Annotated in this window: 15 protein-coding genes, 1 pseudogene and 1 riboswitch; of the genes and pseudogenes, 4 read left to right on the top strand and 12 right to left on the bottom strand. The window is 71.4% G+C overall.

What is annotated here, in order from left to right:
• Window positions 1-320: pseudogene (locus ACWD6N_RS32835) on the bottom strand (anthranilate synthase component I family protein); the annotation flags it as partial.
• Window positions 321-416: 96 nt separating this feature from the next.
• Here ACWD6N_RS32835 and ACWD6N_RS32830 point away from each other — a divergent pair.
• On the top strand, window positions 417-617 hold the full coding sequence (locus ACWD6N_RS32830) for a DUF5999 family protein (protein WP_074310192.1): 201 nt from the start codon (window positions 417-419) through the stop codon (window positions 615-617).
• Between the two features lie 122 nt (window positions 618-739).
• On the opposite strand, the gene gcvP is transcribed toward ACWD6N_RS32830, so the two are convergent.
• The 3 genes from gcvP to ACWD6N_RS32815 all read right to left on the bottom strand — a co-directional run bounded on the left by gcvP (window position 740) and on the right by ACWD6N_RS32815 (window position 5,782).
• On the bottom strand, window positions 740-3,562 hold the full coding sequence (gcvP, locus tag ACWD6N_RS32825) for an aminomethyl-transferring glycine dehydrogenase (protein ID WP_387322388.1): 2,823 nt from the start codon (window positions 3,560-3,562) through the stop codon (window positions 740-742).
• 71 nt (window positions 3,563-3,633) lie between these two features.
• Window positions 3,634-3,732, bottom strand: a riboswitch (glycine riboswitch).
• A gap of 64 nt (window positions 3,733-3,796) precedes the next feature.
• Complete coding sequence (locus ACWD6N_RS32820) at window positions 3,797-4,651, bottom strand: NAD-dependent protein deacetylase (protein WP_354968299.1); 855 nt, start codon at window positions 4,649-4,651, stop codon at window positions 3,797-3,799.
• A 63-nt stretch (window positions 4,652-4,714) separates the two neighbouring features.
• A complete protein-coding gene (locus ACWD6N_RS32815) occupies window positions 4,715-5,782 on the bottom strand; it encodes a MerR family transcriptional regulator (RefSeq protein WP_354968298.1) in 1,068 nt (355 codons plus the stop codon).
• A 112-nt stretch (window positions 5,783-5,894) separates the two neighbouring features.
• Between ACWD6N_RS32815 and ACWD6N_RS32810 the strand changes: the two genes are divergently transcribed.
• Together ACWD6N_RS32810 and ACWD6N_RS32805 are read left to right on the top strand one after the other, a co-directional pair.
• Complete coding sequence (locus tag ACWD6N_RS32810; protein WP_354968297.1) at window positions 5,895-6,560, top strand: SDR family oxidoreductase; 666 nt, start codon at window positions 5,895-5,897, stop codon at window positions 6,558-6,560.
• Between the two features lie 8 nt (window positions 6,561-6,568).
• Window positions 6,569-6,847 carry a DUF1905 domain-containing protein gene (locus tag ACWD6N_RS32805; RefSeq protein ID WP_354968296.1) on the top strand — a complete coding sequence of 93 codons (279 nt, stop codon included), beginning with the start codon at window positions 6,569-6,571 and terminating at the stop codon, window positions 6,845-6,847.
• Here the strand turns inward: ACWD6N_RS32805 and ACWD6N_RS32800 are convergent.
• Window positions 6,840-7,835: a DMT family transporter gene (locus ACWD6N_RS32800; protein ID WP_387322387.1), complete on the bottom strand. Its 996-nt coding sequence runs from the start codon at window positions 7,833-7,835 to the stop codon at window positions 6,840-6,842. The two genes, ACWD6N_RS32805 and ACWD6N_RS32800, sit on opposite strands and share 8 nt — an antisense overlap.
• A gap of 73 nt (window positions 7,836-7,908) precedes the next feature.
• Between ACWD6N_RS32800 and ACWD6N_RS32795 the strand changes: the two genes are divergently transcribed.
• Window positions 7,909-8,835, top strand: coding sequence for a LysR family transcriptional regulator (locus tag ACWD6N_RS32795; protein WP_354968294.1), 927 nt, complete (start codon window positions 7,909-7,911; stop codon window positions 8,833-8,835).
• A gap of 57 nt (window positions 8,836-8,892) precedes the next feature.
• Here ACWD6N_RS32795 and ACWD6N_RS32790 read toward each other — a convergent pair whose 3' ends face one another.
• The 7 genes from ACWD6N_RS32790 to odhI all read right to left on the bottom strand — a co-directional run bounded on the left by ACWD6N_RS32790 (window position 8,893) and on the right by odhI (window position 14,157).
• On the bottom strand, window positions 8,893-9,591 hold the full coding sequence (locus tag ACWD6N_RS32790) for a DivIVA domain-containing protein (RefSeq protein WP_354968293.1): 699 nt from the start codon (window positions 9,589-9,591) through the stop codon (window positions 8,893-8,895).
• Window positions 9,588-10,769, bottom strand: coding sequence for a globin domain-containing protein (locus ACWD6N_RS32785; protein ID WP_354968292.1), 1,182 nt, complete (start codon window positions 10,767-10,769; stop codon window positions 9,588-9,590). Before ACWD6N_RS32785 ends, ACWD6N_RS32790 begins: the two co-directional genes overlap by 4 nt.
• A 2-nt stretch (window positions 10,770-10,771) precedes the next feature.
• Window positions 10,772-11,170: a group I truncated hemoglobin gene (locus ACWD6N_RS32780; protein ID WP_354968291.1), complete on the bottom strand. Its 399-nt coding sequence runs from the start codon at window positions 11,168-11,170 to the stop codon at window positions 10,772-10,774.
• Window positions 11,171-11,525: 355 nt separating this feature from the next.
• Window positions 11,526-12,107 carry a MerR family transcriptional regulator gene (locus tag ACWD6N_RS32775; protein ID WP_354968290.1) on the bottom strand — a complete coding sequence of 194 codons (582 nt, stop codon included), beginning with the start codon at window positions 12,105-12,107 and terminating at the stop codon, window positions 11,526-11,528.
• Window positions 12,108-12,302: 195 nt separating this feature from the next.
• The gene (locus ACWD6N_RS32770; RefSeq protein ID WP_007460347.1) at window positions 12,303-12,767 is read right to left on the bottom strand and encodes a bifunctional nuclease family protein; all 465 of its coding nucleotides are present in this window, start codon (window positions 12,765-12,767) and stop codon (window positions 12,303-12,305) included.
• Window positions 12,768-12,952: 185 nt separating this feature from the next.
• The gene (ftsR, locus tag ACWD6N_RS32765) at window positions 12,953-13,654 is read right to left on the bottom strand and encodes a transcriptional regulator FtsR (protein WP_354968312.1); all 702 of its coding nucleotides are present in this window, start codon (window positions 13,652-13,654) and stop codon (window positions 12,953-12,955) included.
• A 50-nt stretch (window positions 13,655-13,704) separates the two neighbouring features.
• Window positions 13,705-14,157: an oxoglutarate dehydrogenase inhibitor Odhl gene (odhI, locus tag ACWD6N_RS32760; RefSeq protein ID WP_007071101.1), complete on the bottom strand. Its 453-nt coding sequence runs from the start codon at window positions 14,155-14,157 to the stop codon at window positions 13,705-13,707.
• Window positions 14,158-14,309 lie beyond the last annotated feature (152 nt).

The raw sequence follows: 14,309 nt of genomic DNA, 5'->3' as shown, positions 1-14,309 counted from the left end.
GCTTCGGCCGGGGCGCCGGCCAGCAGCGCTCCGGCGGCGGCGGACAGGTAGAGCGCGGCGCCGCAGGGGCCGGTGGCCGGGTGCGCGGGGGCGGGCCGGGTCAGGTCGTGCAGCGCCAGGCCGTGCGCGGCGAGGAACTCCTCGGCGAGCGCGGCGGGGTCGCCGCCGTCGGTGCGGCGCCATTGCAGGCGGGCGCGCTCGACGAGCGCGCCCCGGCATCCGGGTGGCGCCGCGGGTGCATCGACCACCACCTGTGGGAGCGTTTCCACGCCGTATGGCCCAACCTTCCTCATCCGTTCAGTGGATTTCCCGTGCACCAGGCCGGCACCTGCTCGATGCTGGACACTTTCGCTTGGTACTGTGCGTCACTGGTCATGTGAACCATGACACAGTGCCCCCACAGTCCGGAGAACCCGATGTGCCAGCACCAACCGACCTGCCCCTCCGCCGAAGCCATCGACCGGGAAGCCGCCCGCGTCCTCGCCTGCTTCCCTGAGCAGGGCTGGAGCCTGCTTTGCAACGGTGTCATCGTGTTCGAGGACACCGGCGAGCTGCTCCCCGACGGCAGCAGCATCGCCCCGCACCGCGGCCCCGCCCGACACGCCCTCGTGGCCTGATTGACCACTCAGCGTCACCGAATCGCCGCCGTCGACCCAGGCTAGTCCCCGGTACGGGACGTCCCCGCCCAGGTCGGCGCGGCTGCCGGGGCGGCCACACCGCCCGCCCCGGCACCCCGTCGTCAGTCCTCGAAGGCCTCCGGCGACGGGCACGAGCAGACCAGGTTCCGGTCGCCGTACGCGCCGTCGATGCGCCGCACCGGCGGCCAGTACTTCCCGGCCCGGTCCACCCCGGCCGGGTACGCGCCCACCGACCGTGGGTACGGGTGCGCCCACTCGTCACCGCTGACCATCGCCGCGGTGTGCGGCGCGTTCGCCAGGGGGTTGTCCCCCGCCGGCCACTGCCCCGACCCGACCTGCTCGATCTCCGCCCGGATCGCGATCATCGCGTCGCAGAACCGGTCCAACTCGGCCAGGTCCTCGCTCTCGGTCGGCTCCACCATCAGCGTCCCGGCCACCGGGAACGACATCGTCGGCGCGTGGAACCCGTAGTCGATCAGCCGCTTCGCCACGTCGTCCACGCTCACCCCGGTCGCCTTCGTCAGCGGCCGCAGGTCCAGGATGCACTCGTGCGCCACCAGGCCCTTGTTGCCGGCGTACAGCACCGGGAAGTGCCCGCGCAGCCGCGCCGCCACGTAGTTCGCCGCGAGGACCGCGACGCCGGTCGCCCGGGTCAGCCCGGCCGCGCCCATCATCCGCAGGTACGCCCACGGGATCGGCAGGATCCCCGCCGACCCGTACCTCGCCGCCGAGATCGCCGGCGTCGCGTCCGCGTGCGCCCCCAGCGGGTCACCGGGCAGGAACGGCGCCAGATGCGCCCGCACCGCCACCGGACCCACCCCCGGGCCGCCGCCGCCGTGCGGGATGCAGAACGTCTTGTGCAGGTTCAGGTGCGACACGTCCGCGCCGAACTTGCCCGGCTTGGCGAACCCGACGAGCGCGTTGAGGTTCGCCCCGTCGACGTACACCTGCCCGCCGGCGTCGTGGACCTTCGCGCACAGCGACGCGATGCCCGTCTCGTACACACCGTGCGTCGACGGGTACGTCACCATGATCGCGGCGACCGCCTCCCGGTGCTTGTCGATCTTCGCGTCCAGGTCGACCAGGTCGACGTTGCCGTCGTCGTCGCAGGCCACCACGACCACCCGCATGCCGGCCATCACCGCCGACGCCGCGTTCGTGCCGTGCGCCGACGACGGGATCAGGCACACGTCGCGGTGCGCCTCGCCGCGGCTGTGGTGGAACGCCCGGATGGCCAGCAGCCCGGCCAGCTCCCCCTGGGAGCCGGCGTTGGGTTGCACGCTGACCGCGTCGTAGCCGGTCACCTCGGCCAGCCACGACTCCAGCTGACCGATCATCTCCCGGTACCCGGCGGTCTGCGCGTCCGGGGCGAACGGGTGGATGTGCGCGAACTCCGCCCAGCTGACCGGCTCCATCTCGGTGGTCGCGTTCAGCTTCATCGTGCACGAGCCGAGCGGGATCATGCCCCGGTCCAGGGCGTAGTCGAAGTCCGACAGCCGGCGCAGGTAGCGCAGCATCGCCGTCTCCGAGTGGTGGCTGCGGAACACCGGGTGGGTGAGGAAGTCGCTGGTGCGGTGAAACTCGACCGGCAGGGCCGCCACGCCATCGCCGTCGAAGGTGGGCACACCGAACGCCGCCCACACCGCCGCCAGGTGCGCCACGGTGGTCGTCTCGTCGCACGACACACCCACCCGGTCGGCGTCGACCAGCCGCAGGTTGACGCCACGCTCGGCGGCGGCCGCCACCACCTCGCCGGCCCGCCCGGGCACGGTCGCGGTGACGGTGTCGAAGAACGCGACGTCCGCGACGTCCACGCCACCGGCGCGCAGCCCGGCCGCCAACCGCGCCGCCATGTCATGGGTACGCGTCGCGATGTCCCGCAGCCCGTCCGGGCCGTGGTAGACGGCGTACATGCCGGCCATCACCGCGAGCAGCACCTGCGCGGTGCAGATGTTGCTGGTCGCCTTCTCCCGCCGGATGTGCTGCTCGCGGGTCTGCAACGCCAGCCGGTAGGCGGGGTTGCCGTCCGCGTCGCGGGACACCCCGACCAGCCGGCCCGGCAGCATCCGCTCCAGGCCCGAGCGCACCGCCAGGTAACCGGCGTGCGGCCCACCGAAGCCCATGGGTACGCCGAAACGCTGGGTGGTGCCGGCGGCGATGTCCGCGCCGATCTCCCCCGGCGCGCGCAGCAGCGTCAACGCCAGCAGGTCCGCCGCGACGGTGACCAGGGCGCCGGCGGCGTGCGCGGCCTCGACCAGCGCCACGTGATCGCGTACCGCGCCGGACGCCCCCGGGTACTGCAGGTGTAGGCCGAAGAACTCCCCGGGCAGCTCGTCGCGCTCGACGTCGAGGACCCGCACCTCGATGCCGAGCGGCTCGGCCCGGCTGCTGATCACCGCGATGGTCTGCGGCAGCGCGTCGGCGTCGACCACGTACACCGCGCTCTTGCTCTTCGACGCGCGGCGGGCCAGGGTCATCGCCTCCGCCGCGGCGGTGCCCTCGTCGAGCATCGACGCGTTAGCCGTCGCCAACCCGGTCAGGTCGGTCACCATGGTCTGGAAGTTCAGCAGCGCTTCGAGCCGGCCCTGGCTGATCTCCGGCTGGTACGGCGTGTACGCCGTGTACCAGGCCGGGTCCTCCAGCACGTTGCGGCGGATCACTGCCGGGGTGTGCGTGCCGTGGTAGCCCAGTCCGATCATCGACACGGCGACGGTGTTGCGCGCCGCCAGGGCCCGCAGCTCGGCGATCGTCTCGGCCTCCGTGGCCGGGTCCGGCAGGTCCAGGGTGCTGTGCCAGCGGATCACCTCGGGGATCGCGGCGTCCATCAGCTCGTCGATCGAGCCGTGCCCGACGACCTCCAACATCCGGCGCTCATCGTCCGGGCCGGGACCGATGTGACGGGTGGCGAACTGCTCAACGGTCATGGGGGCACTCCCGGGACGAGGTCGACGGATCGGCCTCCCCCTCTGTCGCGCCCGCACAGCGCTCCACAGTGCCTGCCCACGAGGTCCTTTTGCCTGAGAGGTTCCGGGGAGGATTTGCCCCTTCGGCGCCGCCCCGGGTGCTGTCGGGCGGTCTCTCCCACGTGGGTGGTACCGGCATGGTCAACGCTACCAGCGCCGGTGTTTCCGGCAGATGTCCTACCCCCGGACCCGCCGTCACACCCCGGCTGGAGTGACCACCGCCGCGCCGCCGGTGACCCGTTCGGCCAGCGCCGGTAGCAGCGCCCCCAACGGCGCGTCGACGCACACCGTGGCGTACCCGTCACCCCGGGTCGCACCCTGGTTGACGATCGCCACGGCAATGCCCCGTTTCGCCGCCCGAATCACGAACCGGCGGCCCGACATCACCGTCAACGACGACCCGAGCACCAGCACCGCCCGAGCCTGCTCCACCAGCGCGAAGCAGCGCGCCACCCGCTGCGGCGGCACCGTCTCACCGAAGAACACCACGTCCGGTTTCAACATCCCCGTGCCGCAGATCCCGCAGTCCACCGGCCGGAACGCGGCCACCTGCTCATCGGGGAGATCCACGTCACCGTCCGGGTTCACCGCGGCGACCCGGGCCACGAAATCCGGGTTGGCCTCGCGCAGCCGGCGGTCCACCTCCTCCCGGGAGGTCAGGTTGCCGCAGTCCAGGCAGGTCACCTCGTCCAGGCGGCCGTGCAGCTCGACCACCGACCCGCTGCCCGCCGCGCCGTGCAACCCGTCGACGTTCTGGGTGATCACCGCGTCGACCAGACCGGCGTGCTGCAGCCGCGCCACCGCCCGATGCCCGGCGTTCGGCGCCGCCCGGGCGATCAACCGCCATCCCAGGTGGCTGCGCGCCCAGTAGCGCCGCCGCGCGACAGGATCGCCGGTGAACGCCTGGAAGGTCATCGGCGTGTGGCGGCGGGCCACCCCGCTGGGCCCCCGGTAGTCCGGAATACCCGACTCGGTGGACAGGCCGGCCCCGCTGAGCACCACCACCTGACCACCGGCCACCAGCGAGGTCAACGCGTCCAGGCTCTCCATCACCCCTCCATGCTGCCTCAACGCACCCGCCGCCGCCGAACCCCCGCCGACCTGTGGTGGTGCCTACACCGCGACGATGTCGGCGATGACGCAGGCGATGTTGTCCGGCGCTCCGGCCGCCTGAGCCAGCTCGATCAGTTCCCGCACCGTGTGCTCGGGATCGGTAGCCGCACTGAGCGTCGACCGCAGATCGGCGCGGTCGACGACAGCGGACAGCCCGTCGGAGCACAGCAGGTACCGATCACCGGGCAGGGCGATGCGTAGCGCGAGATCAGCCTCGACCTGCGGGCCGGCGCCGAGGGCACGCACCAGCACAGCGCGCTGAGGATGCGCGGCGGCCTGGTCGCGGTCGAGCCTGCCCTGATCCACCTGCGCCTGCACCCAGGTGTGGTCCTGGGTCAGCAGGGACAGCTCACCGTCGCGCAGCAGGTAGACCCGTGTGTCACCGATGTGCACCAGGGCCAGCTGGGAGCCGCTGCGCAGCAACGCGGTCAGCGTGGTGACCGGCTGATGGTCACCGGTCGCCAGCGCGCGCACGGTGCGGTCGGCGTCGGTGACCGCACCGGCGAGCATCGTCAGCAGGTCAGCAGCCGGCGCGTCGGTGAGCTCCAACGGTTTGAGGGCGTCGATGGCGGCGGCGCTGGCGGCAGCGCCGCCGGGTCCTCGCATGCCGTCAGCGACGGCGAGCAACCGCTCGCTGGCGTACGCGGCGTCCTCGTTGCTGTCACGCACGATCCCGGTGTCACAACCGGTGGCGTAGCGGACGGCGACGGTGGGATTGGGTTGAGACATGGTGGCGCCCCCTTCGGACAGGTGGTCCACGAGGATGGTGGCGAGCCGGGCGCGAGCCGCGGTGTCGGCGGACACCCCCTGCCAGTACGCGGTGACCGCCTCAGCCGCCGCCGCGGGCTCCAGGGCACAAACGACGCGGATCTGCGCCAGTGGCATGCCGATGCGACGGAGCTGGGCGATCAGCCGAGCCAGAGGCAGCTGAGCCGGGTCGTAGAGCCGGTACCCGGACTCGGGATCGACCGCGGCCGGCGGCAGAATCCCCACCTGGTCGTACAGGCGCAACGCCTTCGGCGTCAGTCTCGCCGCCTGGGCGAACGCCCCGATGGTCAGCAGCCCCACGTCGACATCCTCCTCGTGCCGGTCACGGCGACCGGCACACCCCAGGCTGGGGGTTGCCCGAAGGGCAAAGTCAAGAGGACCCGACCCGCTGCACCGCCGGTAGGTTGGGCGCATGCGTGTTCTCATCGCCGGAGGCCACGGCAAGATCGCCCTGCTGCTGGAGCGTCACCTCGCCGCGCGCGGCGACACCGCCGTCGGCCTGATCCGCAACCCCGACCAGGCCGACGCGCTGCGCGCCGCCGGCGCCACCCCGGTCGTCTGCGACCTGGAACACACCGACCGCACCGACCTCGCCGCGCACCTCGACGGCGCCGACGCGGTGGTCTTCGCCGCGGGCGCCGGCCCCGGCAGCGGCGCCGCCCGCAAGGACACCGTCGACCGGGCCGCCGCCGCGCTGCTCGCCGACGCCGCCACCCACGCCGGTGTCCGCCGCTACCTGCTGGTCTCCTCCATGGGCGTGGACAACCCACCCGCCGCCGGCGCCGACGACGTGTGGGCGGCGTACCTGCGCGCCAAACGCGCCGCCGAGGACGACCTGCGCGCCCGCGACCTGGACTGGACGGTGCTGCGACCCGGCCGGCTCACCGACGACGAACCCACCGGACACGTCACCCTCTCCGCGCACGCCGGGCGGGGCGCGGTGACCCGCGCCGACGTCGCCCTGGTTCTCGTGGCGCTGCTCGACGAACCACGCACCGCCGGCGAGACCCTGGAACTCGTCAACGGGCCGACGCCGGTCGCCGACGCCGTCCGCGCCAGCACCGCCGAACCGACGTGAGGAGCGCAATGGCCGCGCAGCCACTGGACCACCGCTTCACCGCGCCGATCGAGAAGGACGGCGCCTTCGCCACCTATGTGACCGTGCCTGACTCCGCCGAACTGCTCGGCACCCGCCGCGCCGTCAAGGTCACCGGCACGATCGACGGTCACCCGTTCAGCGCCACCCTCATGCCCTCGGGCACCGGCCCGCACTGGCTGCCCATCCGGGCCGCCCTGTGCAAGCTCATCGGCAAGAGCGAGGCTGGCGCCGAGGTCACCTTCCACCTCGACCAACGGCTCAGCTGACCGCGGCAGGATGTCCTGCCCCATCCTGCGCACCCTGGGCCTCGGGGTCGGCTGCCGGGGGCGGGGCATGGTCTCGGCGGCGGGTGCGGGTCGGTCGGAGCTGGAGGACGGCGACGGAGGACAGCACCAGGGCGCCGCCGGCGAGCTGCACCGGGGTCAGGGATTCGCCGAGGATGAGCGCGGCCAGCGCGGTGGTGACCACGGGTTCGAAGGTGGACAGGATCGCGGCGGTCGATGGGCCGGTCCGTTTCAGGCCGGCGAAGAAGGTCAGCATCGCCACAACGGTGGAGACCACGGCGATGCAGGCCAGCCAGAACCATCCCGGCGCCTCGAAGTCGAGGTCGACCCCTCCGGTGAACAGGGCGCGCGCGCCGAGGGTGCCGGCGGCGCCGGCCATCACCAGTGCGGCCAGCAGCACGGGCGGCAGCCGGTGCACGACGGTGTCGGCGACGAGGATGTAGCCGGTGTAGGTGAGCGCCGAGGCGAAGGCGAGCAGCGCCCCGAGCGGGTGGAAGCTCACGCCACCGGCGCCGATCAGGACCAGCAGCGTTCCGCCCGACGCGGCCACCAGCGCGGCGCCGCGTCCCGGGGTGAGCCGGTCGCGGCCGAGCAGTACCGCCGCCACGGTGACCAGGACGGGGTAGGTGTAGAGGATCAGGGACAGCAGCGAGGCGTCCATCAGTTGCAGAGCCGAGAAGAACAGACTCGCCTGTGTGGCGTACCCGATGGCACCCAGCCCGATGGCGGTGGTCAGCACCCGGCCGCGCGTCGCCGACGGCCGGTTGCCCGGTTCGCCCCGGTACGGACCCGGCTCCGTTCGGCGCAGGCCCGGCCGCACGAGCAGGACCAACCCCAGCAGCACGGCGGCCAGGGTGAAGCGCACCAGCAGCAGCGCCCCGGGCGAGACGCCGGCGTCGTAGGCGAGTTTGCCGAAGATCGCCATAGCGCCGAAGCACGCCGCGGACCAAAGGCACAGTGCGGGACCCATGCCGACAAGGATCAGCGACCAGACTCGCCAGGTCCAGCGATGATTCATGCAGGTGACTCGTTAGAATTCCCGCATGATTGCCTTGGATCTGCGGCGGCTGCGCTTCCTTCGCGAGTTCGAGGAGCGGGGCACCCTGGCCGCGGTCGCCGCAGCCCTGGGTTACAGCCCGTCGACGGTCTCCCAGCAACTGGCCATCCTGGAGAAGGAAATCGGCGCCCGGCTGTTCGACAAGGCCGGGCGGGGCGTACGACTCACCGACGCCGGACACCTGCTTGCCCTGCATGCGCGCCTGCTGCTGTCAGCGGCCGAAGCGGCAGAAGCCGCCCTGGCCGCGTTGAGCGGTGAGATCCGGGGCACCGTACGCGCCGGTGGCCTGCAATCGGCGACCCGTCGCCTCCTGGTTCCGGCCCTTGCCCGCATGAACGTCGACCACCCGCAGGTGCGCGTGGAGATCTTCGAGCTGGAACTCGAACAGTCCCTGCCAAGCCTGCGCCTCGGCGCCGTCGACCTGGTCATCGGCGACGAGTACGACGGCCACCCCCGCCCCCGCCCGGCCGGGCTGCGCTTCACGCTCCTGCTCGAGGAGCCACTGAAGATCGTGCTACCGGCAGCGCACCCACTCGCCCGGCCCAAACGCCCCGTCGCGGTCGCCGAACTGCGACCCGACATCTGGACCACGTCCGCCGAGGGCACCGGCCACCACGCCATGGTCGTCGGGACCTGCCGATCCCTCGGCGGCTACGAGCCCGACCTGCGGCATCGCTGCAGCGACGCCGACGTGCAACTCGAACTCGTCCGCGCCGCGGCAGCCGTCGCCCTGATGCCGGCCCTGACCCTGCCCACGGACGACCCCGCTCTCGCCATTCGCGACATCGCCGAAGCCACTCTCAAACGCCGCCTGGTCGCCGTGACCCGGGACAGCCCCCCGGCTCCCGCGCTGACCGCCCTTCTGACGGCCGTAACGAACCAGGTACACACGCTCAGCCCCGGCCCTCGATAGCCACCGCGACCGCCTCGGCAGCCGGGTGGGGTCCGCCAGGCGGACCCCACCCGAGCATCACCGCTGCTGCTGGTGACGCGGCAGCGCCGTCTGCCCCGCCGCGCCGACCGCGAACGGCGCCCCCGGCGTCTCCTTCGCGATCCGGTCCATCGTGCGGGCCAACTGCTCGCTGCCGTCGTCGAGATGCCGCGCCGCCGCCTGCATGTGCGACACCATCATCTCGCCGAAGATCCGCAACGCCTCCCGGGTGGCCACCGTGTCGTCGAAGCTCGACCCGGCCGAGCTGCGGTAATCCGCCACCGCCCGCTCGGCCTCCTGCTTCGCCTCCTCCGCCGCCGCCTGCATGTAGCTCTCGTACTGCACCCGGGCGTACTCGGCGACCCGCCGCGCGTAGTCGTGCGCCTGCGCGATGATCTGCTCCGCCTCCCGCTGCGCCGCGGAAAGCAGATTCACCTCCTTGGCGGCCGGCACCTTCGCCGCCGCGCCCGTACTCGGGATCACGCCGTGCCGGTGCAGCTCCACCCGGTCGTTGAGCCGCTCGTTCTCCGCGCGCAGGTTCGCGACCTGCGTCGCCAACAGGTCCAGCTCATCGGCGACCTGCACCCGGAACCGGTCCACATCGGCGTTGTCGTAACCACGCCGACCGAACGACGCCGTGCCGAACTCCCACCGCCGGACCCGGTCCGCGGTCATCCGCACCTGCACACCGCCGACGACCTGCACGCCGTCGTACCGGCTGATCGGGGTCGCGCTCACCGAACAACACCTCCGGAGTTGTCACCAGCGGTCGACTGCTCCACCGCCGTACGCCAGGCCGGGCCGTACCAGTGCTTGCCCAGGCCCTCGTGGTGCACCTGATCCGAGTGGTAACCCGCCCGGACCAACGTCTGCACCGCGTGCGAAACCATCTCGTCCGACCCGCACACGTACACGTGCCGGGAGCGCCAGTCACCATCGGCCAGCGCCCGGTCCACGGCGTGCACGAACTCCCCCGACCGGTTCAGGTCGGCGCCCACCACGTAGGTCACCGTCAACCACGGGTACGACGACGCCAGCTTGTCGATCGCGTCGCTGTCGTAGAACTCGCTGCGGGAACGAGCCCCCACGTACAGGTCCACCCGCCGTCGGGAACCCTCCGCGGCGACCTGCTCCACCAGCGCCTTCACCGGCGCCCAGCCGGTGCCCGCCGCCAGCAGCACCAGATCGCTGGAACCCGCCGCCCACAACGACAGCCGATCCCCCACCGGCGCCGCCAGGTGGATGCGGTCACCCACCGCCGAGCCGTACACCAGCCGCGAGGACACCGCGCCACCCGGCGCGGCCCGCACGTGCAGCTCCAGGGTGCCGTCCGCGCGGGGCGCGTTCGCCGGCGAGTAGTACCGCCACGAGCGCACCGCCGGATGCGACACCCCGATCGACTGACCCGGAGTGAACGGCAGCAGGTACTGCGGGCGCACCGTGAGCACCGCCACGTCGAACGCCCGCCGCTCGTGCGCGACGATCTCCGCCACCCACCACGGCGGATTCACCGTCTCCGCGGCCTGCGCGGCCTCCGACATCACCTGCGCGACCAGCCCGTACGCCGCCGCCCAGTCCTGCGCCAACTCCTCGGTCCACTGCTCGGCCAGGAAGTGCTGCAACGTCGCCAGCAGCGCCTCACCGACCGCCGGGTAGTGCTCCGCGCGGACCGCGAACTTGCGGTGGTCCGCGCCGAGGTCCCGCAGGAAACCCACCAGATGATCCACCTGGTCCACGTTGGACACGATGTGCCCGAGCGCGGTCACCAGCCGGTCCCGCTGCCCGGCCATGTTCGTCGGGAACATCTGCCGTGTCTCGGGATGGGACAGGAACAACGTCGAATAGAAATAGAGCGGCACCTGGTCGCCGTGCCCGGCGACCAGGGACCAACTCTGCTTGAGTCGAGCCGCGTCCACGATCAGACGCCCGGACGGTTCCCGGCGGCCACCACCTGGTTCTGCACCTGCTCCAGCACCGTCTGCACGTCGGCCAGGATGTCCGCCGGCACACCCAGCTCGGTCAGCGTCACGATCAGGTGCTCACCCACCTTGACGTAGTGCTCCACCGGGATGTTCAGCGGCTGGTGCGCCTCGGCCAACCCGCGGCCGGCGTACTCGTTCGGACCGCCCAGCACCGCGGTCAACATCAACGTCAGGTGCCGCCGCTGACCCGGCATGTTCACATCGGCGAAGTAGCCCGCCAGGTCCGGGTCGGCGAGCACCTTGTCGTAGAACAGCTCGACGGCCGCCTTGACCGAACTGGCACCGCCGATGCGGTCGTAGTGCGAGGCGGGAGCGGCTTCTTCGGTAACCGTCACGGTCGTTCCTTCCGGGGTGGAGAGTCGCGCTGGGTCGGCGCGGAGGGGCAGTGGACCACCGGAGCGACATCGTCATGCCACGGCGCCACACCGGGGACCGTGGGCGACCATAGCGTGTCGACGTGGCCCGGCGAGCGCCCCCCTATCGGATGCCCGACAACAATCCGACACAGACCGTCATCACGACCGACGCCGCCGTCCACACTCGGCAACCGACCCGACACACACTGTGGATCATCAAGGTGTCCACCGGGCAGCGAGGAACCGCCGACCTGACGCGCAGTCACCGATCGGCAGCGGAAAAACTAAACGTGAAAACCGGGCGCGTCGACAGCCCCGGCGACCCAAGCAGCGCTCAGCCGGCCCGTCGCCGGGCTCGCCGCGCCGCCAACTCGTCGCCCACCGGATCCGACCCGGACGCCGCCACCGGCTCCACCGGGCCGCTCGTCGCCGGCTCCGCCGGCAGATGCGACAACGAACCCTGGATCTCCTTGAACGCCCCACCGATCGCGATCCCGAACACGCCCTGACCACCCTGCAACAGGTCGACCACCTCCTCCGGGGACCGGCACTCGTACACCGTCGTCCCATCGGAGATCAGCGTGATGTCGGCCAGGTCCCCCACCCCACGCGACCGCAGCGCCTCGATCGCCTTGCGGATGTTCTGCAGGGACACCCCCGCGTCCAACAACCGCTTCACGACCTTCAACACCACCAGGTCGCGGAACGAGTACAACCGCTGCGTCCCCGAACCCGAGGCGTCACGCACGCTCGGCACCACCAGCGCCGTCCGCGCCCAGTAATCCAACTGCCGGTAACTGATGCCCACCGCGTGACATGCCGTCACACCCCGGTAGCCCACCGAACCGTCACCCTCAGTGGCCACACCCGGCTCGTCCAACTCCGTACCCGGATCAGGATCCTGCGGCTCGTGCATCCGGACAACCTCCCCGTCAGTGCGGCGACGCGTCGTTTCCCGGACGCGCACCCCTCGACACGGCAACCCTATCGCCACCGTCAGGGGTTACCACAGAGGAACCGACGCGACACGCCGCGCAGCCACCGAGAAAGATCACCAGAAGCGCCAAGGATCACCCACAGTGACGCCTCGTGAAGGGCCGGGAAGACCGGCTCAGCCCGCGAAGTCCTCCGGACGCACCTGCTCCAGGAACTCGCGGAACTTCTCCACCTCGTCCTCCTGCTCATCCGGGATGACGATCCCCGCTTCGCTGAGGACCTGCTCGGCACAACGAATCGGCGCACCGACCCGCAACGCCAACGCGATCGAATCGCTCGGCCGCGCCGACACCCGCACCCCGTCGCCGATCAACAGATCCGCGTAGAAGACGTTCTCCTTGAGCTCGGTGATCTCCACCGCCTGCAGAGGCGCCTGCAACGCCGCCAACACGTCCCGCAGAAGATCATGCGTCAACGGTCGGGCCGGCTTGACCCCCTGCTGCTCATAAGCGATAGCCGTGGCCTCGACCGCGCCGATCCAGATCGGCAGATAGCGGTCCCCCTCGACCTCCCTGAGCAGGACGATCGGCTGGTTGCTGGGCAGCTCCACCCGAACTCCGACCACGCTCAGCTCGCGCACCGCCGCCTCCGTGTCGTTGTCACCTACGCCGCACCGCGCCCTTCCCTGCACGGTACACGGACCGCGACACGGCCGTCCCATGCGCTACGGCACCACGCCCGCGCCAGAAAGGGGTTACCCCGGCGAGCCTACGGCACGCTTCCCGGAAGAGATCTTTCCGCTCAGCCGCCACCCGCCGGGCCCCTTCACCGGCCCAACGTCGAACGCAACCCCACCCGCACCAACGCGGCGTGCAACTGCTCCGACAACGCCACCAACTCCCGCGCCGTCTCCGCCGCCCGCGCCCGCGCCGCCGGATCACTCTGCCGCGCCAACGGCGCCACCAACTGCGCGAACAACCCGACCTCACGGTCCGCCGCGGTCCGATAACCCCGCAGATGCCGCGGCTCCAACCCGTACGCCGCCAAACCCGCCACCGCCGACGCGATGATCAACGCGTCGCCGTCATACCACCCCGGCGGATCCGACACCAGCACACCCAGACGCTCCAGCTCGACCAACGTCGACTCGTCGATCCCACTGCGCGCGACCAGATCAGCCCGGCCGAGCCGCACCTGCGACGACTCGGCCGGCTCCGCCGACTCCCGACCCGGCACAGCGCCATCGGGCCCCACCGCGACCAACGCCGGCCGCGACCGCCCCGGCTGCTCACCGGACGAGTCCCACTCGGCCAACTGCTCACGGATCACCCGCAACGGCAGGTACTTGTCCCGCTGCGCGGTCAACACGAACCGCAACCGCGCCACATCGTCCCAGCTGTACTTCCGGTAACCCGCCGCAGTCCGCTGCGGCTCGACCAGCCCCTCGGCCTCGAGGAACCGCAGCTTCGAAATCGTCGTGTCCGGGAAGTCCACCCGCAACTGCCCCAGCACCTCACCGATGCTCATCAGCGGCTGGGACCGGGCCGCCCCGGGTGGCGTGGAGGCCGCAGGCTCGTTCACCCCCGGCCGGCCTCCTCCTCCGGGCGCGGACCGGCGATGAACACCACCCGGAACTTACCGATCTGAACCTCGTCACCATTGCTCAGCGTGGCCGCCTCGACCCGCTCACGATTCACGTACGTGCCGTTCAGGCTGCCGACGTCCCGCACCGTGAACGTGCCACCGTCCCGGTGGAACTCAGCGTGCCGCCGCGACACCGTCACGTCGTCCAGGAAGATGTCACTGTCCGGGTGCCGGCCACTCGTCGTCACATCGTGGTCCAACAGGAACCGGGCACCCGCATTCGGGCCGCGACGAACCACCAGCAGCGCCATACCCGGCGGCAACGAACCGGACATCCGGCTCGGCACCACATCGGTGTCCGGCCCCTCCAGCACTTCGTCGAGCGAACCGAGATTGAGCGTCGAAGTGACGTCGAGCGGGGGGAACTCGTCGTCTGGGCGCGTCATGGGACCACCTCACGGATCTGTTCGGTTGGCGTCGGGTAATGGCGGGTCTGGCCGCCGGGCACTCGAACACCCGGCGGCTGGCTCCCCGTGCCCGGGAAGGCAATTCCGCAACGCTCAACACTTGGGTTCTTCTCGGTCGACTGGGCGAGCCT

The organism is Micromonospora sp. NPDC005163 (genome assembly GCF_053599835.1).
This window is presented reverse-complemented; position numbering and strand designations above follow the sequence as displayed.